At 71.7% G+C, this 23,723-nt stretch carries 25 protein-coding genes and 3 tRNA genes; 17 read left to right on the top strand and 11 right to left on the bottom strand.

Annotated elements, in window-relative coordinates:
* The first annotated feature begins 44 nt into the window (after positions 1–44).
* The 7 genes from AMK33_RS15755 (at position 45) to AMK33_RS15730 (ending at position 4,061) form a co-directional block, all read left to right on the top strand.
* On the top strand, positions 45–590 hold the full coding sequence (locus AMK33_RS15755) for a tRNA adenosine deaminase-associated protein (RefSeq protein WP_073933420.1): 546 nt from the start codon (positions 45–47) through the stop codon (positions 588–590).
* Between the two features lie 65 nt (positions 591–655).
* A complete protein-coding gene (tadA, locus tag AMK33_RS15750; protein WP_235618112.1) occupies positions 656–1,087 on the top strand; it encodes a tRNA adenosine(34) deaminase TadA in 432 nt (143 codons plus the stop codon).
* Positions 1,088–1,132: 45 nt separating this feature from the next.
* Positions 1,133–1,217: transfer RNA gene (locus AMK33_RS15745), tRNA-Ser, on the top strand.
* A gap of 90 nt (positions 1,218–1,307) precedes the next feature.
* A complete protein-coding gene (locus tag AMK33_RS41400; protein ID WP_107425113.1) occupies positions 1,308–1,484 on the top strand; it encodes a hypothetical protein in 177 nt (58 codons plus the stop codon).
* The gene (locus tag AMK33_RS15740) at positions 1,484–1,777 is read left to right on the top strand and encodes a Dabb family protein (RefSeq protein ID WP_073933418.1); all 294 of its coding nucleotides are present in this window, start codon (positions 1,484–1,486) and stop codon (positions 1,775–1,777) included. The genes AMK33_RS41400 and AMK33_RS15740 overlap by 1 nt, the downstream gene beginning before the upstream one ends.
* 177 nt (positions 1,778–1,954) lie before the next feature.
* Entirely contained in the window at positions 1,955–2,911 is a 957-nt protein-coding gene (locus tag AMK33_RS15735; RefSeq protein WP_073933417.1) for an RNA polymerase sigma factor SigF, read from the top strand.
* 247 nt (positions 2,912–3,158) lie between these two features.
* Positions 3,159–4,061: an RNA polymerase sigma factor SigF gene (locus AMK33_RS15730; protein ID WP_073933416.1), complete on the top strand. Its 903-nt coding sequence runs from the start codon at positions 3,159–3,161 to the stop codon at positions 4,059–4,061.
* A gap of 106 nt (positions 4,062–4,167) precedes the next feature.
* Here AMK33_RS15730 and AMK33_RS15725 read toward each other — a convergent pair whose 3' ends face one another.
* Positions 4,168–4,365 (bottom strand): hypothetical protein, encoded by a 198-nt coding sequence (locus tag AMK33_RS15725; protein WP_073933415.1) that lies wholly within the window; start codon positions 4,363–4,365, stop codon positions 4,168–4,170.
* 287 nt (positions 4,366–4,652) lie between these two features.
* Between AMK33_RS15725 and AMK33_RS15720 the strand changes: the two genes are divergently transcribed.
* The 3 genes from AMK33_RS15720 (at position 4,653) to AMK33_RS15710 (ending at position 8,640) form a co-directional block, all read left to right on the top strand.
* A complete protein-coding gene (locus tag AMK33_RS15720) occupies positions 4,653–5,144 on the top strand; it encodes a MarR family winged helix-turn-helix transcriptional regulator (protein ID WP_073933414.1) in 492 nt (163 codons plus the stop codon).
* Between the two features lie 13 nt (positions 5,145–5,157).
* Entirely contained in the window at positions 5,158–7,701 is a 2,544-nt protein-coding gene (locus tag AMK33_RS15715; RefSeq protein ID WP_079194876.1) for an MFS transporter, read from the top strand.
* Positions 7,702–7,818: 117 nt separating this feature from the next.
* Entirely contained in the window at positions 7,819–8,640 is an 822-nt protein-coding gene (locus AMK33_RS15710; protein WP_073933412.1) for a YceI family protein, read from the top strand.
* A 27-nt stretch (positions 8,641–8,667) separates the two neighbouring features.
* On the opposite strand, the gene AMK33_RS15705 is transcribed toward AMK33_RS15710, so the two are convergent.
* On the bottom strand, positions 8,668–9,393 hold the full coding sequence (locus AMK33_RS15705; protein WP_073933508.1) for an ANTAR domain-containing protein: 726 nt from the start codon (positions 9,391–9,393) through the stop codon (positions 8,668–8,670).
* A 245-nt stretch (positions 9,394–9,638) separates the two neighbouring features.
* Here AMK33_RS15705 and AMK33_RS15700 point away from each other — a divergent pair, with 245 nt between their 5' ends.
* A complete protein-coding gene (locus AMK33_RS15700; RefSeq protein WP_073933507.1) occupies positions 9,639–9,995 on the top strand; it encodes an STAS domain-containing protein in 357 nt (118 codons plus the stop codon).
* 9 nt (positions 9,996–10,004) lie between these two features.
* Complete coding sequence (locus tag AMK33_RS15695) at positions 10,005–10,484, top strand: PPOX class F420-dependent oxidoreductase (RefSeq protein ID WP_073933411.1); 480 nt, start codon at positions 10,005–10,007, stop codon at positions 10,482–10,484.
* Between the two features lie 52 nt (positions 10,485–10,536).
* On the opposite strand, the gene AMK33_RS15690 is transcribed toward AMK33_RS15695, so the two are convergent.
* The 7 genes from AMK33_RS15690 to AMK33_RS15660 all read right to left on the bottom strand — a co-directional run bounded on the left by AMK33_RS15690 (position 10,537) and on the right by AMK33_RS15660 (position 18,996).
* Positions 10,537–12,732, bottom strand: a complete 2,196-nt coding sequence (locus tag AMK33_RS15690; RefSeq protein ID WP_073933410.1) for an ArnT family glycosyltransferase — start codon at positions 12,730–12,732, stop codon at positions 10,537–10,539.
* Positions 12,729–14,129: a bifunctional glycosyltransferase family 2/GtrA family protein gene (locus tag AMK33_RS15685; RefSeq protein WP_073933409.1), complete on the bottom strand. Its 1,401-nt coding sequence runs from the start codon at positions 14,127–14,129 to the stop codon at positions 12,729–12,731. Before AMK33_RS15685 ends, AMK33_RS15690 begins: the two co-directional genes overlap by 4 nt.
* A 14-nt stretch (positions 14,130–14,143) precedes the next feature.
* Positions 14,144–15,715: a sensor histidine kinase gene (locus tag AMK33_RS15680; RefSeq protein WP_073933408.1), complete on the bottom strand. Its 1,572-nt coding sequence runs from the start codon at positions 15,713–15,715 to the stop codon at positions 14,144–14,146.
* Positions 15,712–16,452: a response regulator transcription factor gene (locus AMK33_RS15675; RefSeq protein ID WP_201263030.1), complete on the bottom strand. Its 741-nt coding sequence runs from the start codon at positions 16,450–16,452 to the stop codon at positions 15,712–15,714. Before AMK33_RS15675 ends, AMK33_RS15680 begins: the two co-directional genes overlap by 4 nt.
* Before the next feature lie 102 nt (positions 16,453–16,554).
* The gene (locus tag AMK33_RS15670) at positions 16,555–17,457 is read right to left on the bottom strand and encodes an amidohydrolase family protein (protein ID WP_073933506.1); all 903 of its coding nucleotides are present in this window, start codon (positions 17,455–17,457) and stop codon (positions 16,555–16,557) included.
* Positions 17,458–17,668: 211 nt separating this feature from the next.
* Positions 17,669–18,553 carry a DUF2797 domain-containing protein gene (locus AMK33_RS15665; protein WP_073933406.1) on the bottom strand — a complete coding sequence of 295 codons (885 nt, stop codon included), beginning with the start codon at positions 18,551–18,553 and terminating at the stop codon, positions 17,669–17,671.
* Positions 18,554–18,594: 41 nt separating this feature from the next.
* The gene (locus tag AMK33_RS15660) at positions 18,595–18,996 is read right to left on the bottom strand and encodes an HGxxPAAW family protein (RefSeq protein ID WP_073933405.1); all 402 of its coding nucleotides are present in this window, start codon (positions 18,994–18,996) and stop codon (positions 18,595–18,597) included.
* A 97-nt stretch (positions 18,997–19,093) separates the two neighbouring features.
* Here AMK33_RS15660 and AMK33_RS15655 point away from each other — a divergent pair, with 97 nt between their 5' ends.
* The 4 genes from AMK33_RS15655 (at position 19,094) to AMK33_RS15640 (ending at position 22,365) form a co-directional block, all read left to right on the top strand.
* Positions 19,094–19,570 (top strand): MarR family winged helix-turn-helix transcriptional regulator, encoded by a 477-nt coding sequence (locus AMK33_RS15655; protein WP_073933404.1) that lies wholly within the window; start codon positions 19,094–19,096, stop codon positions 19,568–19,570.
* 83 nt (positions 19,571–19,653) lie between these two features.
* Complete coding sequence (locus tag AMK33_RS15650) at positions 19,654–20,085, top strand: DUF7144 family membrane protein (protein ID WP_073933403.1); 432 nt, start codon at positions 19,654–19,656, stop codon at positions 20,083–20,085.
* Positions 20,086–20,150: 65 nt separating this feature from the next.
* Positions 20,151–20,612 carry a potassium channel family protein gene (locus AMK33_RS15645; protein ID WP_079194886.1) on the top strand — a complete coding sequence of 154 codons (462 nt, stop codon included), beginning with the start codon at positions 20,151–20,153 and terminating at the stop codon, positions 20,610–20,612.
* Between the two features lie 457 nt (positions 20,613–21,069).
* On the top strand, positions 21,070–22,365 hold the full coding sequence (locus tag AMK33_RS15640; RefSeq protein ID WP_073933402.1) for a hypothetical protein: 1,296 nt from the start codon (positions 21,070–21,072) through the stop codon (positions 22,363–22,365).
* Between the two features lie 102 nt (positions 22,366–22,467).
* On the opposite strand, the gene AMK33_RS15635 is transcribed toward AMK33_RS15640, so the two are convergent.
* Both AMK33_RS15635 and AMK33_RS15630 read right to left on the bottom strand, forming a co-directional pair.
* Positions 22,468–22,540, bottom strand: a tRNA-Arg gene (locus tag AMK33_RS15635).
* A 190-nt stretch (positions 22,541–22,730) separates the two neighbouring features.
* A tRNA-Ser gene (locus tag AMK33_RS15630) sits at positions 22,731–22,821 on the bottom strand.
* 181 nt (positions 22,822–23,002) lie between these two features.
* Between AMK33_RS15630 and AMK33_RS15625 the strand changes: the two genes are divergently transcribed.
* Positions 23,003–23,512 carry an SSI family serine proteinase inhibitor gene (locus AMK33_RS15625; RefSeq protein WP_235618107.1) on the top strand — a complete coding sequence of 170 codons (510 nt, stop codon included), beginning with the start codon at positions 23,003–23,005 and terminating at the stop codon, positions 23,510–23,512.
* Positions 23,513–23,723: the final 211 nt, after the last annotated feature.

The raw sequence follows: 23,723 nt of genomic DNA, 5'->3' as shown, positions 1-23,723 counted from the left end.
GGGGACCCCCAACCGGCACGCCTATGACCAGTGGGAGAGTCACGGTGTACTTCGCCGCACTGCTCGCGCGCACCGAAGACGGGTGGGAAGCGAGCGACACGGAGCTCGACGATGTGGAAACCCTGTCGGATCTGGCCGACCTGGCCCGGGAGGCATCTCCCGACGAGGACACGGTGCTCGTGCTGATCGAGCAGGAGGACGGCTGGTTCGGTGTCGTCCGCGTGGACGGCGAGGAGGATCCTCGGGTCTACGTCTCCGACGCAGCCGCCGCCGCCCGCAGCAGCTACGGGGAGATCCTGCTCACCGACGAACTGCTCGGCCGGGAACCCGGCGACGACGGCACCGACCTGGACGCCCTCGACCTCGACGGCACGGAGGACGGTGAACCGGACGACGAGGACGACGGCACGGACGACGGCGCCGCGTCCGCCGGCGGCGCCGACGCCGTGCCGCACGGGCCGGTCGGTGACGCGCAGGTCCTGGAGGACCTGGGCGTGAGCGAGAAGGAGTTGCGTTCGATGACCGAGGACGCCGTCACCGAGATCGCCGACGCCCTGGGCGCCTCGGAGGTCCTGGAGACCGTCCGCTGACCGTGCCGGCCACCACCACCCCGTCCGGACCGCCGGACCCGGTACGCGACCCCTGGCGGGCGGCGATGCGGCTCGCCCTGGACGAGGCCTCACGGGCCGTCCGGGGCGGGGACGTCCCCGTCGGCGCCGTCGTGCTGGCCCCGGACGGCACCACCGTGCTGGCCGCCGCCCACAACGAGCGCGAGGCCGTCGGCGACCCCACGGCCCACGCGGAGGTCCTCGCCGTCCGGCGGGCCGCCGCGACGCTCGGGGAGTGGCGGCTGGCCGGCTGCACCCTGGTGGTGACGCTGGAGCCGTGCACGATGTGCGCGGGCGCCCTCCAGCAGTCACGGGTGGACCGGGTGGTCTACGGCGCCCGGGACGAGAAGGCGGGCGCGGTCGGCTCGCTGTGGGACCTCGTCCGCGACCGGCGGCTCAACCACCGCCCCGAAGTGATCGAGGGCGTGCTCGCCGAGGAGTGCGCCCGGCTGCTCACGGAGTTCTTCCGGAACCGCTGAATACCGATTTCAAACCACGCACCACCTTGCTGTAAGGTCTCCCTCGGTAGCGTGTCCGAGCGGCCGAAGGAGCTCGCCTCGAAAGCGAGTGTGGCGCAAGTCACCGAGGGTTCAAATCCCTCCGCTACCGCCGGTGAAGGGCCCCGTCGTCAGACGGGGCCCTTCGTGCGATCATGGGGCCGCTCGATGCTCGTGTGACACCAGTGACAGGGGGGCCGCGGTGGCGGTGAACGCGAAGAAGATCGCCGTCTACGTCCTTGTGGTCTTCGTGCTGTACCTGATCATCACGGACCCGGAGACCGCGGCCGACTACGTCCAGATAGGGTTCGAGGGCATATCGGAGGCCGCGAAGGCCATCGGCGACTTCATGACCTGGCTGGCCAACGGAGGAAAGTGATGATCCGCCACCTGGTGCTCTTCCGGCTGAACGAGGGCGTCGAGCGCGACGACCCGAGGGTCGTGGAGGGCGTGGAGGCCTTCCGTACGCTGGACGGCAAGATCCCGGAGATCCGCTTCTGGGAGTGCGCCTGGAACATCAGCGACCGCCCCATCGCCTACGACTTCGCCATCAACTCGGCGTTCGAGGACGCGGAGGCGCTGCGCCGGTACGTGGAGCACCCGGAGCACCAGGCGGGTGTCGGACTGTGGCGCGAGTTCGCCACGTGGGTGATCGCCGACTACGAATTCTGACACTCCGTCTCCCGGAGCCCCCCGCCATGACGGCGGGGGGTTTTGTTGTGCCATACGTCCATGTTTGGCACTCAACACGGAATATGCGGTACTTGCGCACACTGAGTCAGTCTTGTGATGCTATGACCGCTTTTGAGGGATGAGTTGACGGACGATGTGAGCGATGAAGAGGTGGCGTTGACCGTGCCGGCCAGTACTGCGCCGCCCCAGGACGAGGTGTCCCCCGACGCGGTCCAGGCCCCGGCCCCCGCCCAGCCCTCCCTCGCTCCGCCCTCCCCCGCCTCACCCTCCTCCGGCTCGGCTTCCCCCGACCCGGCTTCCCCCGACCCGGCCCCGACCGCCGACGACCTGCCGGTGAGCCCCGCCAAGCGGCGCGGCGCCGACACCCGGGCCCTGACGCAACTGCTCTTCGGCCAGCTCAAGGAGCTGGAGCCGGGCACGCCGGAGCACGCCCGCGTGCGCGCCGCGCTCATCGAGGCCAACCTGCCGCTGGTGCGCTACGCCGCCGCCCGCTTCCGCTCCCGCAACGAGCCGATGGAGGACGTCGTCCAGGTCGGCACCATCGGGCTGATCAACGCCATCGACCGCTTCGACCCGGACCGGGGCGTGCAGTTCCCGACGTTCGCGATGCCGACGGTGGTCGGCGAGATCAAGCGGTACTTCCGGGACAACGTCCGCACCGTCCACGTACCGCGCCGGCTGCACGAGCTGTGGGTGCAGGTCAACAGCGCGACCGAGGACCTGACGACCGCCTTCGGGCGCTCCCCGTCGACCACCGAGATCGCCCAGCGGCTGCGCATCACCGAGGAGGAGGTGCTGTCCTGCATCGAGGCCGGACGGTCGTACCACGCCACCTCGCTGGAGGCCGCGCAGGAGGGTGACGGGATGCCGGGACTGCTGGACCGGCTGGGGTACGAGGATCCCGCCCTGGACGGCGTCGAGCACCGCGACCTCGTCCGGCACCTGCTCGTCCAGCTCCCCGAGCGGGAGCAGCGCATCCTGCTGCTGCGTTACTACAGCAATCTCACCCAGTCGCAGATCAGTGCGGAACTCGGTGTCTCGCAGATGCACGTGTCCCGGCTACTGGCGCGTAGCTTCCAGCGGCTGCGGTCCGCAAACAGGATCGAGGCGTAACCGGAAAGAGCGAATCGCCCCACAGCGCTTTTCTGTGCGCTTCTGGTCCGAAAGCCCGTCAGACCCCTTGTTTCCAGGGCCGATTCGCATCTCAGATGTCGACATGTCACTACAGCGCGTTGCCGACATGTGACATTCTGCGGAAAGCGCGTTTGCCGGAGCCTCGGCGCCGGTATTCCAGGTGATGGCTGCGTTCCTCGATCGGGGAGCGTCCGCCGCGACCGTCCCGCGACCCAAAGGGGGTGGCATGTCCGCAGAACAGGGCAGCTCGAAGGTGCTCACGCTCGCGGAGAGCGAGACAGCTCCCCATGCTCTCGACGCACTCGGCCCCATCGACGAGGGCCCGGCCCTCCCGACCACGCCCGCTCCGGAACTCCCGGACACGGCGGCCCTCGACACCCGCACCCTGTCCCGCTCCCTGTTCCTGCGGCTCGCCGTACTGGACGAGGACAGCCCGGAGCGCGCCTACGTCCGGGACACCCTGATCGAGCTCAACCTGCCGCTGGTGCGGTACGCGGCGGCGCGGTTCCGCTCGCGCAACGAGCCGATGGAGGACATCGTCCAGGTCGGCACCATCGGGCTGATCAAGGCGATCGACCGCTTCGACTGCGAACGGGGCGTGGAGTTCCCGACGTTCGCGATGCCGACGGTGGTCGGCGAGATCAAGCGGTTCTTCCGCGACACGTCGTGGTCGGTGCGGGTGCCGCGCCGGCTGCAGGAGCTGCGCCTGGCGCTGACGAAGGCCGGCGACGAGCTCTCCCAGAAGCTGGACCGCTCCCCGACGGTCGCCGAACTCGCCGCCGTGCTGGGCGTCTCGGAGGAGGACGTCGTCGACGGGCTCGCGGTCGGCAACGCGTACACGGCGTCCTCGCTGGACTCCCCCGCCCCCGAGGACGACGGCGGCGAGGGCTCGCTCGCGGACCGCCTCGGCTACGAGGACACGGCGCTGGAGGGCGTGGAGTACCGCGAGTCGCTCAAGCCGCTGCTGGCCAAGCTGCCGCCCCGGGAGCGGCGGATCATCATGCTGCGCTTCTTCGCCAACATGACCCAGTCGCAGATCGGCGAGGAGGTCGGCATCTCCCAGATGCACGTCTCGCGCCTGCTCACCCGGACGCTGGCCCAGCTGCGGGAGGGCCTGATCTCGGACTGAGGCACGACAGAAGGCGGAGCGCCCGAGGGACGCTCCGCGCGTGACATCGGTTTCGTGGCCGCCGGGGCGCCTTGTGAGGGCGCAACGGCGGCCGCCGCGTTGTCGGCTACTTCAGTGCGAGCCAAGCCACCGCCGCGACGACCGCCACGGCGACGACGATGCCGACGATCAGGCCGATCCGCGGGCCGCCGCCGGTGGTCGCGGCGGCCTGCCGGCCCTGGGGTTCCTCGTCGACGAACGCGCGGAACATCTGGGTGCTGCCGGCGGGGTCGTGGTTGCCCTGCGGGCCCTGGGTGTTAGCCATGCCCCGAGACCCTAGCGAATGCCCGGTGAGGCGCCCAAGTGGGGGCGCCGGCAAGGGCCGACGGGCGGCGCCGGCACGGGGTGACGGGCAGCGCCGACAGGGGCTGACGGGTGGCGCCGACAAGGGCCGACGGGCGGCACCGACGGTGCGGACATGCCCGGGCCTGCGGGTTTACTTTCGCGATTACTTGCCTTTGCCAAGTTTTTGAGTCAGGAGGCCCGTTTTTATTTGCCTTCAGCAACCATCGATTCCTATCGTTGCCCTAAGCAATCAAAACGGGAGGTGTCATGGCCGAGCAGGCGCAGTACGAGGAGCTGGTTCGACAGTTCAGCGCCTTCGGCGCCGTCAAGCGGGAAATGAACCGGATCATGCCGGCCGACTGCCACAGCGGCTCCGCCGCCGTGCTGACACTGCTCGGCCGCCACGACGACATGCGCATGAGCAGGCTCGCCGAGCTGCTGTCCGTGGACATGTCGGTCACCAGCCGCCACGTCGCCCACCTGGCCGAACGCGGCTGGATCGAACGCTCCCCCGACCCCGCCGACAAACGGTCCCGCATCCTGCACCTCACCCCCGCCGGCCGGACCCAGCTCGACGAGCTGTTCCGGCGGTCCACCCAGCTTCTCGCCGAGCGCCTGGACGACTGGTCCGACGACGAGGTCCGCCGGCTCACCCAGCTGATGACCCGGCTCAGAGACAGCTTCGGCGACTGCCGAGCGGTGCCCCGCCCGGCATCTCCCGCTCCCGAACAGACCACCCGTACACCCGCAAGCACGTAAGAGAAGGAAGTCCATGGCAACGACCACACCGAACGGTGTGCGGGCTCATGCCAAGCACGGGGGAGGCTCCTCCGCAGACGCTCCGATGACGCATCGGCAGATCATGGAGGCGCTGTCCGGGCTGCTGCTCGGCATGTTCTGCGCCATCCTGTCGTCGACCATCGTCACCAACGCCCTGCCCGAGATCGTCTCCGACCTCGGCGGCGGCCAGAGCGCCTACACCTGGGTCGTCACCGCCTCGCTGCTGACGATGACCGCCTCCACCCCCCTGTGGGGCAAGCTCGCCGACCTCACCAGCAAGAAGATCCTGGTCCAGGCGGCCCTGGTCGTCTTCGTCATCGGCTCCGTCGTGGCCGGTCTGGCGCAGAACCCGGCGATGCTGATCACCGCGCGCGCCATCCAGGGCCTGGGCGCCGGCGGTCTGTCCGCCCTGGCTCAGATCATCATGGCCGCGATGATCTCCCCGCGCGAGCGCGGACGTTACTCCGGCTACCTGGGCGCGACCTTCGCCGTCGCGACCGTCGGCGGCCCGCTGCTCGGCGGCGTGATCACCGACACCAGCTGGCTCGGCTGGCGCTGGTGCCTCTACGTCGGCGTGCCCTTCGCGGTCATCGCGCTGATCGTGCTGCAGAAGACGCTGAACCTCCCCGTGGTCAAGCGGAAGGTCAAGGTCGACTGGGCCGGCGCCTTCTTCGTCACCGCGGCCGTCTGCCTGCTGCTCGTCTGGGTCACCTTCGCCGACGACAAGTACGACTGGATGTCCTGGCAGACCGGCGTCATGGTCGGCGGCGCGATCGTCCTGACGCTGATCTTCCTGCTCGTCGAGTCGAAGGCCGACGAGCCGATCATCCCGCTGCGCCTGTTCAGGAACCGCACCATCACCCTGGCCTCGCTGGCCTCGCTGTTCGTCGGTATCGCGATGTTCGCGGGCACCGTCTACTTCAGCCAGTACTTCCAGCTGGCCCGGGACAAGTCCCCGACGATGTCGGGCGTCATGACCATCCCGATGATCGGCGGCCTGTTCATATCGTCGACGGTCTCCGGCATCATCATCACCAAGACCGGCAGGTGGAAGAGCTGGCTGCTGGCCGGCGGCGTGCTGCTGACGGCGGGCCTGGGCCTGCTGGGCACCATGCGCTACGACACCCCGTACTGGCACATCGGCGTCTTCATGGCGCTCATGGGCCTCGGCGTCGGCATGATGATGCAGAACCTGGTCCTGTGCACGCAGAACCAGGTGGCCCCGAGCGACCTGGGCGCGGCCTCCTCCGTCGTGACCTTCTTCCGGTCCCTCGGCGGCGCGGTGGGCGTCTCCGTGCTCGGCTCGGTCATGTCCAGCCGGATCAGCGGCTACGCCCAGGACACCATCGGGCAGCTCAGCCCGCAGGAGCAGGCCGCCGCCGCCAAGACCTCCGGCAGCGGCACGATCCCCGACATGGACCTGCTGCCCCCGTCCATCCGCACCTGGCTGGAGAGCGCCTACGGGCACGGCATCGCCGACATCTTCCTGTACGTCGCACCGATCGCCCTGCTCGCCTTCCTGGTGACGCTGTTCATCAAGGAGGTCCCGCTGCGGACCTCCGGCGCGCTGGCCCAGGCCGCGGAGGCCTCGGCCGGGACCGCCCCGCCGGTGGCACCGGCTCCCGCCGAGGCCGCCCGCGCCGCCGACGAGCCGGTCCCGGCCGACGCGACGGCGATCGCCCAGGCCCCCTCGGCCGCCGGGACCGCGGCCACGCAGCGCCTCGCCGCCGTCGCCACGGCGGCCGGCCCCGGTGAGCCGGAGGCACCCGTCTCCGGTGGCGTCCCGGTACGCGGTGTCGTGCGCGGCGCCGACAGCGCGCCCGTGCCGCAGGCCGCCGTCACGCTGATCTCGCTGGGCGGACGTCAGCTCGGCCGGTCGGTGGCGCAGGCCGACGGCGCGTACGCGGTGGACGCGCCCGGCGCCGGATCGTACGTCCTGATCGCCGCCGCCGACGGCCACCAGCCGCAGGCGTCCACGATCGTCGTGAACGGCGAACCCCTCGCCTACGACATCCTGCTCAGCGGCACCAGCGGGCTGACCGGACTGGTCCGCACGGCGGACGGCGGGCTGCCGGTGAAGGACGCGATGGTGATCGTCACCGATGTGCGCGGCGATCTGCTGGCCACCGGGAGCACCGGTGAGCAGGGCGAGTTCTCGTTCGCCGAGCTGGTGCCGGGCGCGGTGACCGTGGCGGTGAACGCCGCCGGGTACCGGCCGCGCGCCCTGCCCGTCGAGGTGGGCGGCACCGGGGTCACCCGGGTCGAGGTCGACCTGGAGACCGGCGCCCAGGTGCGGGGCGTGGTCCGCGCCCCGCACGGGCCGCTGGCCGACGCCCGGGTCACCCTGGTCGACGCGGCCGGCAACGTGGCCGGCACGGCGACGACCGGTGCGGACGGCGCGTACGCCTTCGCCGATCTGGACGGCGGCGAGTACACCGTCATCGCCACGGGCTACCCGCCGGTGGCGACGGCGCTGACCGTCTCCGGCACCGGTGTCGACGACCACGACATCGAGCTCGCCCACCCGGGCGAGTAGTCAGACCCCGGCCCGTGGCGGGCGGGCGCGTCCTGTAGCGGAGACGCGCCCCCGCCGCGGGCCGGTCCGTCCACGACCATTTTGTACGCGTATACGCATGTGCAGGGAGAAAACGGGATGTCACTGACCGCGAGGATCCGCACCCGGGACGGATGGGCCGTGTCGCACGCGGTCGTCACGGTGACCGACGGGACCGGTACGCAGGTGCTGCGCGCCGGGGCCGACGCCGAGGGCGCCGTGCGGGACACCACCGCGCTGGCGCCGGGGGCGTACACCGTCGTCGTCACCGCGGTCGGGTACGCGCCCGCCGCCGCGAGCGCCATCGTCACCGCGAGCGGGCGGGCCGAGGTCGGGACGGTGACGCTGGCCCGGCAGGGCGGCACCGAGCTGCCGCCGCCGGGGCCGTGGACCGTGGACCCGGCGCATTCGAGCGTGGCGGCCGTCGCCCAGCACCTGGGCATCTCCAGTGTGCGGGGCCGGTTCACCGAGTTCGCGGCCCTGGTGGAGGTCGCGCCGGACGACGTCGCCGAGTCCCGCGTGGAGGCGGTGATCCGGGCGGCGTCCATCGACACCGGCAACGGGATGCGCGACACCCATCTGCGGTCCGCGGACTTCCTGGACGTCGAGCGGTACCCCGAGATCACGTACCGGTCCACCGGTCTGACCGGGGCGGGTTCCGACCGCTGGACGGTCCACGGCGAGCTGGCCATGCGGGGTGTCGTCCGGCCCGTCGACCTGGACCTGGCCTACCTCGGCACCGGGGCGGACCCCTGGGGCGGCACCCGGGCGGCCTTCCGCGCCACGGCCGAACTGCGGCGCGAGGACTTCGCGATGAACTACAACCAGGTCGTCCAGGCCGGCATCGCGGCCATCGGCACGACCCTCCGGGTGGAGCTGGACGTCCAGGCGGTGCAGGGGGAGTCGCTTCCGGCCACGTGAGGCCCCGTCAGGACCCGTCAGGACCCGTCAGGGGGTGTGGTTGGGGTCGACGATGCGGCGGGCGAGGTCGCGCAGTTTGATGTTCTCCCGCTGCGAGGCGCGGACCAGGCTGTCGAAGGCGCCGGCCGCGTCGATGTCCAGGCGCTCCATGAGGATGCCGGTGGCCTGGCCGATCAGGTCCCGGGTGCGCATGGCCTCAGTGAGCTGCTCGCGCACGGTGGCGGAGTCGAGGGCTATACCGACGTGCGCGGTGAACAGCCGGCCGACCCGCAGCGCGGTCTCGTCGAAGGCGCGCGGCTTGCGGGCGTAGGCGGTGAGCACGGTCAGCCGGCGGCGGTCGGCCCGCAGCCGCAGCGACAGCACGGACCGCAGGCCGAGTCCGGACAGCGCCTCGTCGCCCTCGTCGTTCTCGCTGTCCTCGACCTCGGCCACGGGGGCGGTCCACAGGCGGTGCCAGTACGGCCGCTGCCCGTCCCCGGGGTCGTCGCCCTCCTCGGCGGCGCGTACGACGTCGTCGGTCCAGGCGAGCGTGGAACGCCGGTTGTCCCGCTCGATGACGGAGATGCCCGCGTGGTCGGCGCCGGGCACGAGGTCGACCGCGAGACGGACGGCGGTGTCCAGGGTGGTGTCCGGGGCGGACGTCTCGTGCAGTCGCTGTGCCGCCGCAGTGAGCGCTTCCGCCAGCTCCAACCCAGCTGGGAAACGGGGCAAATCAGAAAACCGGGACGCAGCCACCACGAACCTCTTCGGCATGCACGGCACCACGGCCGTGCGCAGGAGAGCTCCGCAGCACATTCCCGACTGCGAGCACAGGACGCACAGAACTCTATCTGTTCGGTTGCGATGAGGTGACGCCCGGACCTGGGGTATGGACGTCCGGGCCGATCGCCCATCCGGTCCGCTTCCACCGGTGCGCTCCGGCGTGGTGAAATGGGCGGACGGGTCAGGAAGTGGCCTTACCGGAATCCCGGACGACGCATGTCTGCCAGGTGAGCACCGTGACCTTCCTGCCGAACCCCTCCGAACCGCGTGACGTGACCGAGCACGCGCTGTTCCGCTTCCCCCCGGAGATCGACTTCTCCAACGCCGGGGGACTCCTCGACGCCATCATGGCCAGGGCCCGTCCCGGCGACGGCCGGTGTGCCCGGGTCCTGGTCCTCGACCTCATCGCGACCGGCTTCATGGACTCCCAGGGCGTCCGCCTCATCAACGACGTACGACGGCTGCTGCGCCCCGGCACCCTCGTGTACGTGGTGGCCCGCCCGGACAGTGTGGCCGCCCGCGTACTCGAACTGACGGGCCTGCGCCGCGACGTCCCCGTGTACGACAACCTCCCCGAGGCACTGGCGGCCTAGTCTGACGCCATGGCACCGAACATCGCGACGAACACCCGTGTCTCCCTCGACGAGCTGCTGGACTTCGTACGGCCCCGGCACCGGGCGATCCTGCTGACCCGGCGGGCCGACGGCGGTCCCCAGGGCTCGCCGCTGACCTGCGGGGTCGACGACTCGGGCCGGATCGTGGTCTCCACGTACCCCGAGCGCGCCAAGACCCGCAACGCCAAGCGGGACAGCCGGGTGAGCCTGGTCGTCCTCAGCGACGAGTGGAACGGGCCGTGGGTCCAGATCGACGGCACCGCCGAGGTGGTGGACTCGCCCGAGTCCGTGGAGCCGCTGGTGGAGTACTACCGGAACATCGCCGGCGAGCACCCGGACTGGGACGAGTACCGCGCCGCCATGGTCAAGCAGGGCAAGTCGATCATCCGGATCACCCCGGAGCGCTGGGGCCCGGTGGCGACCGGGGGTTTCCCGGCGCGGCTGGCCGAGGGGGAGCAGGGGACGTAGGTGAGGGCGGGGACATGGGATGTCACCGCCCTCGTCCCTCATCGAGAGGCCGTCAGTCGTCGGTCGTCTTCTGCGTGAGGTCGTAGAAGGTGGCCGAGCCGGCCGTCACCTCCTTGAAGTTCTCCTGCACCCAGGTGGAGATCTGCGAGGAGCTGCCGGAGTCGCCGCCCATTCCGCCACCCATGCCGCCGCCGGCGACGAAGTAGTGGATCTTCCCGTCCGCCACGTACTTCTTGAACCGGTCGAGCGTCGGGGACGGGTCGGTGCCGTTGAAGCCGCCGATCGCCATCACGGGTTCACCGGTGGAGAGCTGGTAGCTCGCGGCGTTCTGGGCGCCGATGGCCGCGGCGACCCAGGTGTAGTCGCCGGCGTCGGCCTCCAGCAGCGCCTTCGCCTCGGAGTCGACGTCCGCGCCGCCGAGCAGGCCGCCCATTCCGCCGCCGCCACCCATGCGGCCCTCGGCGCCGTTGCCGGTGCCGCTCTGCGGGGCGCCCTGGCCGTTCTGGCCGTTCTGGCCCATGGGTCCGCCGCCGGGAAAGCCGCCGGTGCCGTTGCCGCCCGTGCCGGGCGGGGTCTGGCCCTGGCCCTGGCCGCCCTGCTGGTTCTGCCCACCGGGTCCGCCCCCGCCGGGGAAGCCGCCACCCCCGCCACCGCCTCCGCCGGGACCGCCGCCCATGCTCGCCCCGGCCGGACCGGCGGTGACGATCGAACCGGTGTGTCCCTCCTGCACGGTGCTCAGCGTGTACGCCGTCGGGCCGGCCAGCGCGGCCACCAGGCCCAGCCCCGCCGCCGCGAGCGCCACCTGCCGCCCCACCTTGCCCGCGAAGACCAGCCCGAGGGCCGCGACCAGCCCGCCGACCAGGACCAGCCACTTCAGCCACGGCAGATAGTCGGGCGTGCGGTTGAGCAGCACGTACCCCCAGGCCGCCGTGGCCGTGACGGCCGCCGCCAGGGCGAGCGACGCCCACAGCGCCCGCCGCTTCTCCCACAGGGCCGCCGCGCCCATGCCGACCACGGCCGCGAGGTACGGAGCGAGGGCCACCGTGTAGTACTGGTGGAAGATGCCGGCCATGTAGCTGAAGACCACCATCGTCATCAGCAGCGAGCCGCCCCACACCAGGAACGAGGCGCGGGCGAGGTCGGTCCGTACGGCCTTCCGGGTGAGGACCAGGCCGGCGACGAGCAGGATCAGCGCGGCGGGCAGCAGCCAGGAGATCTGGCCGCCGATCTCGGAGTTGAACATCCGGTCCCAGCCGGTCTCGCCCCACTGTCCGCCGCCGCCCGCGCCGCCACCGCCGCCGCCGACGCTGCCGGTCTCCTCGCCGTTGAGCCGGCCGAGACCGTTGTAGCCGAAGGTCAGCTCCAGGAAGCTGTTGTTCTGCGAGCCGCCCACATACGGCCGCGACGACGCCGGCCACAGCTCGACGACCGCCACCCACCAGCCGCCGGAGACGACCAGCGCGAGGGCCGACAGGGCCAGTTGCCCCAGCCGCTTCTTCAGCCGCACGGGCGCGCAGACGCCGTAGACCAGCGCGAGGGCCGGGAGGATCAGGAAGGCCTGGAGGGTCTTGGCGAGGAACGCGAAGCCGATCGCGGCCCCGGCCCACACCAGCCACTTCGTACGGCCGTCCTCCAGGGCGCGGACGACGAGGTAGCAGGCGACGGACATCAGCAGCGCCAGCATCGCGTCCGGGTTGTTGAACCGGAACATCAGCGCCGCGACCGGGGTGAGCGCGAGGACCGCGCCCGCGATCAGACCGGCCGCCGGGCCGAAGCGGCGGCGTACGGCCGCGTACACGACGGCGACCGTGCCGACGCCCATGAGCACCTCGGGAACGAGGATCGCCCAGGAGTTCAGGCCGAAGACCCGCACCGAGAGCTCCATCGGCCACAGCGAGGCCGGGGGCTTGTCCACGGTGATGGCGTTCGCCGCGTCCAGCGAGCCGAAGAAGAACGCCTTCCAGGACTCGCTGCCCGCCTGCACGGCCGCCGAGTAGAAGGAGTTGGCGTACCCGGAGGCGCTCAGGTCGTAGAGGTAGAGCAGCCCGGTCACCAGCAGCAGGCCGAGGAAGGCGGGACGCACCCAGCGGGGGTCCTCGGGCCGGCCGCGCCACGCTCTGCGGGCGAGGGGCCCGCGGGGTTCGCCCGGCCCGGGGGCGGCGTGGCGGGCCGCCCCCGGGGGCGGGGGCGGGGGTCCCCAGGCGGCGGGGTCCGCCGGGGGACTCGTCTGGTCGTGCTGCGTGGTCATCGGAAGTCCCTCGGGTCGAGGTCGGAAGGGCGGGAAGGGCGGGACGGACGGGTGGGGAGCGGCGAGCGGACCGGCTGGAGCGGCAGGGTCGCGTCCTGCCAGGCGGGCTCGGCGGGGGCGTCCTGCCAGGCGGGCTCGGCGGGGGTCTCGTGGGACCGGCCGCGGTCCGGGAACACCCACGCCCGGAAGAGCAGGAACCGCAGCACGGTCGCCGCGAGGTTGGCCGCGACGAGGACCGCCAGCTCGGTGGAGTGGGCGGGGTCGCTGGTCGCGGTGTTGAGCGCGGCGAGCGAGCCGCTGGTCAGGACGAGACCGATGCCGAAGACGACGAGCCCCTGCGCCTGGTGCCGTACGGCCCCGCCGCGTCCCCGCACGCCGAAGGTGAGCCGCCGGTTGGCGGCGGTGTTGGCGACCGCCGAGACCAGCAGGGCGAGCCCGTTGGCGACCTGGGAGCCGGTGAAGGTCCGGAAGCCGCTGTAGAGCAGCAGGTAGAAGAGGGTGGACAGGACGCCGACGACACAGAAGCCGACGAGCTGGCGGGCCAGTCCCTGCGGTACGTCCTGGATGGTGCGGTCGCGCGGGTCGTCGCCGAAGGGGCGGGCGAGCCGGTCCAGCGGCAGCGAGCCGGTGGCCAGGGCCCTGCCGACCCGCCAGACGCCCTTGAGGTCGTCGGTCGCCGTCTTCACGATGTGCACGGTGGAGTCGGGGTCGTCGACCCAGTCGACCGGCACCTCGTGGATGCGCAGCCCCGCTCGTTCGGAGAGGACCAGCAGCTCGGTGTCGAAGAACCAGCCGCTGTCCTCCACCAGCGGCAGCAGCACCTGCGCCACGTCACGGCGGATCGCCTTGAACCCGCACTGCGCGTCGGAGAAGCGGGCCTGGAGCGAGCCGCGCAGGATCAGGTTGTACGAACGGCTGATGAACTCCCGCTTGGCGCCCCGCACGACGCGGGAGCTGCGGCTCAGCCGGGAACCGATGGCGAGGTCGGAGTGGCCGGAGATCAGCGGGGCGACCAGCGGCAGCAGCGCGTTGAGGTCGGTGGACAGGTCCACGTCCATGTAGGCGAGGACGGGGGCGTCCGAGGCGGACCAGACGGTCCGCAGCGCCCGGCCGCGCCCCTTCTGCTCCAGGCGCACCGACCGCACCTGAGGGAGCCGCTCCGCCAGCCGGCCGGCCACGTGCGGGGTGCTGTCCGTGGAGGCGTTGTCGGCGATCGTGATGCGGAAGGCGTAGGGGAAGGTGCGGGTCAGGTGCTCGTGCAGTCTGCGGACGCACGGCTTGAGGTCCTTCTCCTCGTTGTAGACGGGGATCACTACGTCCAGGACCGGCGTACCCGCTCCGGCGGCCGGGAGGTGCTCCCGCGCCGGCAGGGTGCCGGGAGAAGAATCGGTTCGCATGGAACCGACTCTGCTCAAACGCCCTGTCGTGCCCGTGTGGTGACGCTGTGCCGTGGCTGTGAGTACGGCTCGGACGCCGACTGCGCTTCGACGGCGGGGAGATGGAGCGTGAACGCGGTGTGTCCCGGCACGCTGTCGACGGTCACGGCACCGCCGTGCGCGGTCGCCACGGCCTGCACGATGGCCAGGCCCAGACCGGTCGAACCGGTGGCACGGGTGCGCGCCGAGTCGCCGCGCGCGAACCGCTCGAAGATGCGCGGGAGCAGCGCGGGCGGAATGCCCGGCCCGTCGTCGACCACGTCCACGCAGAGCCAGGGGCCGTTGCGGCGCACCCGCGCGGTGACGGTGGTGCCCGGCGGGGTGTGGTTGCGGGCGTTGCCCAGCAGGTTGACGAGCACCTGCTGGAGCCGGGCGGCGTCGGCGCACACCGGCGCGGGCTCGTCGGGCAGTTCGAGCCGCCACACGTGTTCCTGGCCGGCGGCCCGGGCGTCGCTGACGGTGTCCACGACGAGCGGTACGAGGTCGGTCTCCTCGAACTGGAGGGGCCGGCCCGCGTCCAGGCGGGCGAGCAGCAGCAGGTCCTCGACGAGCAGGGTCATCCGGCCCGCCTCGGACTCGATCCGTCCGAGCGCGTGCCGGGTGTCGGGGCCGACCTGCTCCCGGCCGCGCCGGGTGAGTTCGGCGTACCCCCGGATGGAGGCCAGGGGCGTACGCAGCTCGTGGCTGGCGTCCGCGACGAACTGCCGTACCCGGGTCTCGCTCTCCTGGCGGGCGTGCAGCGCTCCGTGGACGTGGTCGAGCATCCGGTTCAGCGCGGCACCGACCCGGCCGACCTCGCTGTGCGGATCGCACTCGGACTCGGGGACGCGCTCCTCGAGGTTCACCTCGCCGGTGTGGAGGGGGAGTTCGGAGACCCGGGTGGCGGTGGCGGCGACCTTGCGGAGGGGACGGGTGGCGACGCCGACCAGTACGTACCCGGCGATCCCGGCGGCGACCAGTCCGGCGCCGGTGACGCTGACCTCGACCAGGATGAGGGTGTCGATCGTGTCGTTGGTGTCGTCGGTCGGCAGCGCTACGTAGAACTCGCCTTTCCGGCCGATCTCGTACTGCACCCGGTACTCGCCCAGGCCCGGTATGTACACGGTGTGCTGGTGGTCGTCGCGCGGGGCGGTGGCGACGGCCGCGAGCTGGGCCGCGGTGAGCTGCGTCGCCTCGGACGTCGGGACGCCGTCCTGCGTCTTGCGCTTGCTGACGATCCCGTCGGTTACCCGGCCTTCCTCGATGGTGACGCCGATGGTGCCGATGCGCTGCGGGCCCATGGTGACGAAGTCGAGAGGGTTCTCGCCCCTCAGGAGCTGAGGCGGCGGTCCGTCCTTCTCGGGACCGCCCACCGCGCGATCGGCGACCTCACTCACCTGATCGTCGAGCTGCTCGTAAAGATGTGACCGCAGCGCCAGCGTGGTCACCGTACCGATCACCGCGCACACCACCGCGATCAGCACCACGGACGCGACGACGAGCCGCGTCCGCAGTGTGCGCGGGGTGCGCGCCCGCCGCTGCGGACGCGGCCGTCGCCGTCCGCTCACGAGACCGCGGGCTTGATCATGTAGCCGGCACCGCGCCGGGTGTGGATCATCGGCTCCCGGCCCGCGTCGATCTTCCTGCGCAGGTACGAGATGTACAGCTCGACGACGTTCGCCTGCCCGCCGAAGTCGTACGACCAGACCCGGTCGAGGATCTGGGCCTTGCTGAGCACGCGCCGCGGATTGCGCATGAGGAAGCGCAGCAGCTCGAACTCGGTGGCGGTGAGGTGGATGTTGTCGCCGCCGCGGGTGACCTCGTGACTGTCCTCGTCGAGGGTGAGGTCGCCGACGACGAGCATCGACTCGGAGCGGCGGTCGGCCGCGCCGGAGCGGCGGATCAGTCCGCGCAGCCGGGCGACGACCTCCTCCAGGCTGAACGGCTTGGTGACGTAGTCGTCACCGCCGGCGGTCAGTCCGGCGATACGGTCCTCGACGGCGTCCTTGGCGGTGAGGAACAGTACGGGCACGTCCGGCAGCTCGCGGCGCAGCCGGCCGAGGATGGCCAGGCCGTCCATGTCCGGCAGCATCATGTCCAGGACGACGGCGTCGGGCCGGAACTCGCGTGCGGTGCGGAGGGCCCCCTGGCCGTCCCCCGCGCTGCGGATCTGCCAGCCTTCGTACCGCAGGGCCATGGACAGCAGCTCGGTGATCGACTGCTCGTCGTCCACCACAAGCACGCGGACGGGGCTCCCGTCCGGCCTCAGCAGTTCGGTGCGCCCCTGGGGCGAGATCGTGGTCATGGCGTACACGATGTCCGGGGCCTCTGAGAACACCCTTTCGGGAACCTGTGTTTTACCTGAGAAACTCACAAGCTGTTCCCAGCCCGGGCGGGGCGGCCCCGCTCAGCCGGGCAGGCCGAAGAGCCGGGCCGCGTTGTCGTGGCACACCGCCCGCAGCCAGGCGTCCCCGAGGTCCAGCCGCTCCAGCGCGTGGAGCTGGTGGAGGTAGGGGTACGGGATGTTGGGGAAGTCCGAGCCGAGCAGGATCCGGTCGCCGAGGGCGGCCAGCCGGGGCAGGGCCCGCCGGGGGAACGGCGCCAGGCGCTCGCTGAAGTCGGTGAACGCCATCGTGGTGTCCAGCCGCACCTCCCCGTACCGCTCGGCGAGGTCCAGGAAGTCCTCGTACTCGGGCATCCCCAGGTGCGCCACGATCAGCCGCAGCCGGGGGTGCCGGGCCAGGACCCGGGCGATCGGCTCGGGCCCGGTGTGCTTGCCGGGCGCCGGCCCGGACCCGCAGTGGATCACCACCGGCACGCCCGCCTCGGCGAGCAGCCCCCAGGCGCCGTCGAGCATCTCGTCGGCCGGGTCGTACGCGCCCACCTGCACATGTGCCTTGAAGACCCGCGCGCCGGCGTCGACGGCGTCCCGGACGTGGTCCACGACTCCGGGTTCGGGGAAAAGGGTGGAGGTGTGCAGGCAGTCGGGGGTGCGGGCGGCGAAGTCGGCCGCCCAGCCGTTCAGCCAGCGCGCCATGCCCGGCTTGTGCGGGTAGAGCATGGCGGTGAAGGCCCGCACGCCGAACTCCCGCAGCAGCGCGGCCCGTGCGGCCTCCTCCTCCCGGTAGGTGATCGGCCACTCGACGCCGCCGGTCAGCGGCCCGAGCGCGTCGAAGTAGGCCCACACCTTGCGCAGCACCCGCTCCGGCATGAAGTGCGTGTGCACGTCGACGAGCCCGGGCAGCCCGAGCCCCTTCCAGAAGCGCCGTACGTCGTCGGCTTCGGTACGGGTGTCGGGGTGGGCGCTCATGCCGCCCACGATCACCCGCGACCGCGGTCGGGGTCCAGAGGCATGCTGTCGGCGCGTCCCGCCGCCGTTCGGTGAGGGGGGTGCTTCTCCGGTGTGACGCCGCTTATGCGGTGCTTGGCGGGGAGGGGGGTCCCGTCCTGGTGCCGAGGCGGGTGCCCGGCGGCCGTCCGGCGGATTCGCCAACAGAGTCCAGGGGGTGTCGGCTCCCGGATCAGAACAGCCCGTCCTGCGCCGCCGCCCGGTCCCTGACCGCTCTGACCGGCACCGCGAACTCACGTCCCCGGGCCGGGAACAGATCCCACCCGGTCAGCAGCCGGGTGTCCAGCACCACGACGCCCTTCCCCGTCCCCGCCCCCGTCGCCAGGTGCAGATCGGGACCGGCGGCGGCCACCAGTTCCCCGCTCACCGCGCCCCCGGCGACCAGCTCGCTCACCTCCCCCACGGCGGCCGGCGCCCCCGACAGCCCGAACACCCCGACGTGATCGACCGGCCGGAACGGCTCACGGGCGAGCGACTCCGGCCATCCGTCCAGGGCGACCGCCCGCGCGTGCAACCCGGCGATCTCGGCCGCCCGCTCCTCCTCCCCGTCCGGGAGGACCGCCCGCACCGCCCGCTTGCCGGCGTAGGGGATCCGGTCGGGCACGCGGAGCGCGGCGCGCAGCAGCTCCTCGGTGCGCCGCGCCGCCATCAGCGGCCCGGTCCCCAGCCAGCTGAAGCAGACCGCCCCCTGCTCCAGCAGCCGCGCCGGCCCCCGCTGTACGGCGGTGATCCCGACCTTGGTCATTCCCGGCCCGAACCACGCCAGGTACACGCGGTAGGGCCGCGGATCGTCCGCGAGGGTGTCGGCGGCCACCGAGTGCGCCCGGTCCAGCCGGGCGCACTCCTCGCAGCGCGCCCCCGTGCTCCGCCCCGGAACGGCCGCCCCGAGCGGACACGCGTACCCCCGTGCCCCCACGCATGTCCGCACTCCCCCTTCCCCGACCCCGAAGGCCACCCGTTTCCCCCGGGTCAGCGCGGAGCGCCGGCCGCCCTCCCACGCCAGCACGGGACCGTCCGCCGACCACCGCAGCCCCGAGCATCTCCACGCCTGTGCCATCTCTGCCGAGACTAGGGGGCACCACTGACAACGGCCGCGGTTCAGCCGCCGGTCCGCCCCGCCCCCACGGGAGGCTGCGCGTCCGGTACGCCACCGCGCGCCGCGGGTACGACGACCGGCCCGGCCGCCGCCCGCGCCCCGCCCCGCCCCCGGCCCGCCAGCCGGCAGCCCAGGCACCCCGCGTGCCCCTGCCGGGCGCTCAGGTCCCGCACCCGCCACCCCCACTGCTCCCTCGGCCGGGGCCCCGGCTGCTTGCCCCACCCGGCGAGGTGCAGCACCCAGGTGACGACAAGGCCCGCGAGCGCGATCGACGCCCCGCCCACCAGCAGCGGTCCGGACACCGTGACGATCCCGAACCCCACGACCGCGGTACCGGCCCCGGCGATCCCGAAACCCGTCCACCCCGCGACCGTGTGCCCGTGGTCATATGGATGTGCGCTCACGTGCCTGCCCCCTCCGCCGTCGACGCCAGAATCTCTCACGTCGTAAGAGATTTACCACGAAACCCCTCACGAGCTAAGGGAAACGAGGAAACCCGGAATGCAAGCCAAGCCGCGCCAGCCCGCCACGCCGGAGCAGGCGCTGTGGGCGATGGACCAGCTCGTCGCGACCCACCTGGTGGGCCAGCACGAGATCGCCCAGCAGGTCGGTCTGAACGTCACCGACCTGACCTGCTTCGCCTTCGTCATCGAGGCCGGCGAGGACCTGCTCACGGCCGGCGAGCTGGCGGACCGCGTCCACGTCACGACGGGCGCGATGACCGGGATCCTCAACCGCCTGGAACGCGCGGGCTACATCACCCGCCGCCCCGACCCCGCGGACCGCCGCCGCGTCCGCGTGGAGGCCCTGCCGGACGCCCTGGCCCGCACGCGCGAGATCTACGACCCCTACTACGCCCGCATCAACGAGCTCTTCGCCGACTACACCCCGGAGGAGATCGCCGTGCTCCACGACTGGTTCCGTCGCGCGAACACGGTCGCGGCCGACTACCTGGAGGAGCACTGCCGCACCGACTGAGACGCCGAGGTGCCGAGCGGGGACCGGAGTGCAAACCTGGTTGAGGGGCTGCAACGCTCGGGGACAGCCGAAAGGTCGGACACATGGCGAGCAATGTCAGCGGCACACGCCACCACCAGGCCGGGTGGGAAGCAAGGAGCCCTTGGGCGACGAGTTGGACGGCGGCAGCGGCGGTCCTGATGACGTTCGGCGGCATCATGGCGATCTTCCAGGGCATCGCCGCCATCGCCGAGGACGACGTCTTCGTCGCCACCCGGAACTTCACCTACGAGTTCAGCCTGACCGGCTGGGGCTGGATCCACCTGATCCTCGGCGCCCTGGTGACCGTCGCCGGTCTCGCCCTGTTCACCGGGGCCACCTGGGCCCGCATGGTGGGCATCGCGCTGGCCGGACTCAGCATGGTCGCCAACTTCGTGTGGCTGCCCCACGCACCGGTCTGGTCGATCGCCCTCCTCATCATCGACGGCTTCATCATCTGGGCCCTGTGCGCACCACGCCGCGAGTCCCGGGCCTAGAGCGCACGTTCACGGTCTGGAGCGCCCTGTGGCCCTGGCTGGTCCAGGCGGCGGGCGTGGCGACGATGGCCACCGCGTACTTCCTCCTGCCCCTGGACCGTCTGGGCCCGCGCCGCCCGGCCCTGAGCTGGCTCCTCTTCGGCCTCGCGCTGACGCTGATCGCGCTCCTGCTGCTGCGGCAGGTCGTCCACGTCCTGCTCGGCCGCCCGGACGTCCGCCCGGGGCTGGTCATCCCCCTGCTGATGAGCCTGTCCATCCTGGTCTTCGCGACCGCCTACCAGGCCCTGGCCCAGCGCCCCGGCGAGCTCGACGGCATCGCCACCCGCCTGGACGCCCTCTACTTCACCCTGGTCACCCTCGCCACCGTCGGCTACGGCGACATCACCCCGCACGGCCAGGCGGCCCGCCTGGTGACCATCCTGCAGATCCTCTACACCTTCGTCTTCCTCACGGCGGCGGCCACCGCCCTGACCAACCACCTCCGCACCGCGCTCCGGCGCCACGAGAATCCCCGGCGTCCGGAGTGACACCCATGTCGTGCGACCGAAATCCCCGCACACGGGCGCGGCGGACGTACGGGCCGCCCTCGGCTTCGCCCCGGAAAAACTTCTTCCCCGCCGCCCGGAACATCCCGCCGCCCGCCGCCCGAGCCGCACGAATCCTCTGGGCCTTCCGGGAATTCCGGGATCCATATGTCATGGAGAATCAAAGGCGTGAACCGGTCCCGAGCGCACGGCCGTTGACGGCCAGTCCTGCCCCACCCCCGCCGCCGGAGTGACATACGCCACAGTTAAATTCAGGCGCCCTGAACAACCATCCTCATTCGCCCGTTTCCTTCAGTCGAATATCCCTGGAGGGGACCGTGGTACGGCAAGAAACACCGGCCCGCACCGCCCTGGGCAAATAAACTCGGCAATACGCAGGATGCCCGCATTTTCTTCTCGCTGGCCGTTCTCCCCCGCTTCCCACCAGGAAAGGTCCCTAGTGAGATTCAGCCGTACCCTCGCCGTGGCCGCCGCCGTCGCGGTGACCGCGCCCGTCACGCTCCTCACCGCCGCTCCGGCCCTCGCCGCCGGGACGTCCGCGGGGCAGGTGCAGCAGCAGCCGACGTACGCGGAACTGGTCAAGGCCGCCGCCGACGCGAAGAAGGCGTACGAGGAAGCCGTCATCGCCAAGGAGGAAGGCCAGAAGGAGGCCAAGGCCACCCTGAAGGCCCTGGAATCCGACACGCACCCGCTCAAGGCTGCGACGATCGCCGCGGACAAGGCGGCGAAGGAGGCGGCCGACGTCACGGAGGCGGCCGAGCAGGCCGTCGCGGACGCCGAGGCAGAACTCGAAGCGGCCCAGGACGACGCGGAGAAGGCCGAGGCGCAGCAGGCCCTCGAAGCCGCCCGGGAAGAACTGGCCAAGGCGGTCACCGCCCAGCAGGAGGCAGACGCCGAGGCCGAGAAGGCCGGCACCGCGCTGATCAACGCCAGGGTGGCGGCCGGCCGCGAGCACACCCTGTTCCAGGTCGCCCTCGAGAAGGCCGACAAGGCCAGGAAGGCTGCCGAAGAAGCACTCGCCACCGCCAAGAAGTGCGTCCGCGAGAACGGGCTGACCTCCCTCGCGGTGGGACTTCCGTCCAAGGTCGTCGCCGGGACCACCGTCGATTTCACCCTGCGCGTGACCAACGGGACCGACCGCACACTGACCGTGGACCCCCTGGTGTTCTTCCACGTGGAAGGCGAGCAGCGCGACGCGAAGAGCGTCCTGGAGGTGAAGTGGTCCGACGGCTCGGACTGGCAGACCCTCAACGGCGACGAGCCCGAGCACATCGCGCACATCGACAGCATCGAACCGGGCGAGCGCAACGACGTGAAGCTGCGGATGAAGGTCGACTCCGTGGCCGAGGCCACCGACGCCTTCGCCCTGTTCGCCGGCGACGCCCAGAGCGCGTACAACCCCTGCGTCCTGGGCCCGATGAAGCGCTACGACTTCAAGCTCCTGCCCGTCGGCAGCGAGACCGGCCCGGCCGAGGAGGCCGAGCCCGGCCCGGCCGGCGAGAACGAGGACAAGCGCCCGGAGACCACGAAGCCCGGCACGGACAAGGGCCCCTCCGCACAGGGCGGCGTGACCAAGCAGACGGTGACCACCGGAGCCGGCGTCGGCGGCAGCCTCGCCAGGACCGGTACGTCCTCCGCGATGGCGCCGCTCGCCCTCACGAGCGCCCTCACCGCCGTACTCGGCGCCGGAGCGGTCCTCGCCGCACGCCGCCGCAGGACCACGGACAACGCCTGACCGCGGCGGGTGCCCGGCCCCCGCGGCCGGGCACCCGCGCACCCCCGGAGCGTGGAAAGCCAGAGGCCCCGTGGATCACTCCACGGGGCCTCTGGCCTGCTGTGCACTCGGCAGGATTCGAACCTGCAACCTTCTGATCCGTAGTCAGATGCTCTATCCGTTAAGCTACGAGTGCTTGTCTCTTCAGTTTTCTCGCCGCTTCCCGGCCCTTTCGGCCCGCTCGCGGCGACAGGAAGAACATTACATGACTGCCGCCGCCATGTGAAATCCGTTTGGCCCACCCCTTGTGACCTGCGCAAACGCGGGATCGACGGGGCAACAACGACGAAGCCCCGGCCGCAGGGGCCGGGGCTTCGTGATCGGTGCGGAGGCGGAGGGATTTGAACCCTCGATGGGCTTTAAGACCCAAACCGCATTAGCAGTGCGGCGCCATAGACCGGACTAGGCGACGCCTCCATGCACAGAACCCTCCGCGCGTGAGCGCGAGTGGATCGGTGCGTGCCGATGATGACACACCCGCGTGGGGTGTCACCAATCGCCACCCACGGTACTAGGCGAGGAGCCCGCAGGGCAAAGCACTTCCGGCCGTCGCGTCGGTGTGGCGCAACGTCCCGCGCGGTGGCGCGTTGATCAGGTCATGTCGCAGGTCATGTCGCAGTTCGTGTCGCAGCTCATCCCACAGGTCGTGTCGCGGATCCGGCGTGCGGACACCGCGCGCCCCGTGCTGCGGCGGCTCGTCGCCGTCGCGGCCCTCACCTCGCTGTCCACCGCGCCCCCGGCGGCGTACGCGCAGGACGCGCCTCCGCGCGGTGACCGCCTCACCGTCACCGTGCGCGACGCGGGCGGCGGGGCGGACGGGACGTACGAGGTGCGGTGCCGGCCCGGTGGCGGCAGCCACCCCGACCCCGCCGGGGCCTGCGCGGCCGTCGAGCGGAACACGCGGTGGGGGCGGGACGCCTTCGCCCCGGCACCGCGGGACGCCGTCTGCACCCTGCAGTACGGCGGGCCCGCCAGCGCCCGCGTCACCGGCACCTGGGCCGGCCGCCCCGTCGACGCGACCTACGACCGTACGAACGGATGCGAGATCGCCCGCTGGGACCGGCTGGTGCCGCTGCTGCCCGAAGCGGGCACCGGGGGACGCGGGTGAGGGAAACCTCCGGGAGTGGTGGGAGTGACGGGGCGCGTGGTGGCGAGTCGGGGCACAGGGGGCGTAAAGGTCCCGCGAAGGTTCGTGGCGCGTCGGCGCAGGCAGTCACGGGTTCCGGGCCTACCGGGCGTCACATCGCCGTCACTTTCCCGTGCGATGTCCGTCCCATCCGGCGTCGCGAGCGCAACCCCAGCCCTTAGACTCCCTCGCG

It is taken from the genome of Streptomyces sp. CB02400, from assembly GCF_001905725.1.
GTDB classification, from domain to species: Bacteria; Actinomycetota; Actinomycetes; order Streptomycetales; family Streptomycetaceae; genus Streptomyces; species Streptomyces atrovirens.
The sequence above is the reverse complement of the archived record's forward strand: the minus strand, read 5'-3'. Positions and strand labels throughout refer to the sequence as shown.

What these genes read in the sequence shown, in the direction of transcription:
- AMK33_RS15645 (WP_079194886.1), top strand. Translation starts at nt 20,151, where the DNA reads ATGGCCACCGCGTACTTCCTCCTGCCCCTGGACCGTCTGGGCCCGCGC.
- AMK33_RS15740 (WP_073933418.1), top strand. Translation starts at nt 1,484, where the DNA reads ATGATCCGCCACCTGGTGCTCTTCCGGCTGAACGAGGGCGTCGAGCGC.
- tadA (WP_235618112.1), top strand. Translation starts at nt 656, where the DNA reads ATGCGGCTCGCCCTGGACGAGGCCTCACGGGCCGTCCGGGGCGGGGAC.
- AMK33_RS15670 (WP_073933506.1), bottom strand. Translation starts at nt 17,457, where the DNA reads ATGAGCGCCCACCCCGACACCCGTACCGAAGCCGACGACGTACGGCGC.
- AMK33_RS15715 (WP_079194876.1), top strand. Translation starts at nt 5,158, where the DNA reads ATGGCAACGACCACACCGAACGGTGTGCGGGCTCATGCCAAGCACGGG.
- AMK33_RS15675 (WP_201263030.1), bottom strand. Translation starts at nt 16,452, where the DNA reads ATGACCACGATCTCGCCCCAGGGGCGCACCGAACTGCTGAGGCCGGAC.
- AMK33_RS15695 (WP_073933411.1), top strand. Translation starts at nt 10,005, where the DNA reads ATGGCACCGAACATCGCGACGAACACCCGTGTCTCCCTCGACGAGCTG.
- AMK33_RS15710 (WP_073933412.1), top strand. Translation starts at nt 7,819, where the DNA reads ATGTCACTGACCGCGAGGATCCGCACCCGGGACGGATGGGCCGTGTCG.
- AMK33_RS15720 (WP_073933414.1), top strand. Translation starts at nt 4,653, where the DNA reads ATGGCCGAGCAGGCGCAGTACGAGGAGCTGGTTCGACAGTTCAGCGCC.
- AMK33_RS15705 (WP_073933508.1), bottom strand. Translation starts at nt 9,393, where the DNA reads ATGCCGAAGAGGTTCGTGGTGGCTGCGTCCCGGTTTTCTGATTTGCCC.
- AMK33_RS15690 (WP_073933410.1), bottom strand. Translation starts at nt 12,732, where the DNA reads ATGACCACGCAGCACGACCAGACGAGTCCCCCGGCGGACCCCGCCGCC.
- AMK33_RS15730 (WP_073933416.1), top strand. Translation starts at nt 3,159, where the DNA reads ATGTCCGCAGAACAGGGCAGCTCGAAGGTGCTCACGCTCGCGGAGAGC.
- AMK33_RS15650 (WP_073933403.1), top strand. Translation starts at nt 19,654, where the DNA reads ATGGCGAGCAATGTCAGCGGCACACGCCACCACCAGGCCGGGTGGGAA.
- AMK33_RS15725 (WP_073933415.1), bottom strand. Translation starts at nt 4,365, where the DNA reads ATGGCTAACACCCAGGGCCCGCAGGGCAACCACGACCCCGCCGGCAGC.
- AMK33_RS15625 (WP_235618107.1), top strand. Translation starts at nt 23,003, where the DNA reads ATGTCGCAGGTCATGTCGCAGTTCGTGTCGCAGCTCATCCCACAGGTC.
- AMK33_RS15685 (WP_073933409.1), bottom strand. Translation starts at nt 14,129, where the DNA reads ATGCGAACCGATTCTTCTCCCGGCACCCTGCCGGCGCGGGAGCACCTC.
- AMK33_RS15665 (WP_073933406.1), bottom strand. Translation starts at nt 18,553, where the DNA reads ATGGCACAGGCGTGGAGATGCTCGGGGCTGCGGTGGTCGGCGGACGGT.
- AMK33_RS15655 (WP_073933404.1), top strand. Translation starts at nt 19,094, where the DNA reads ATGCAAGCCAAGCCGCGCCAGCCCGCCACGCCGGAGCAGGCGCTGTGG.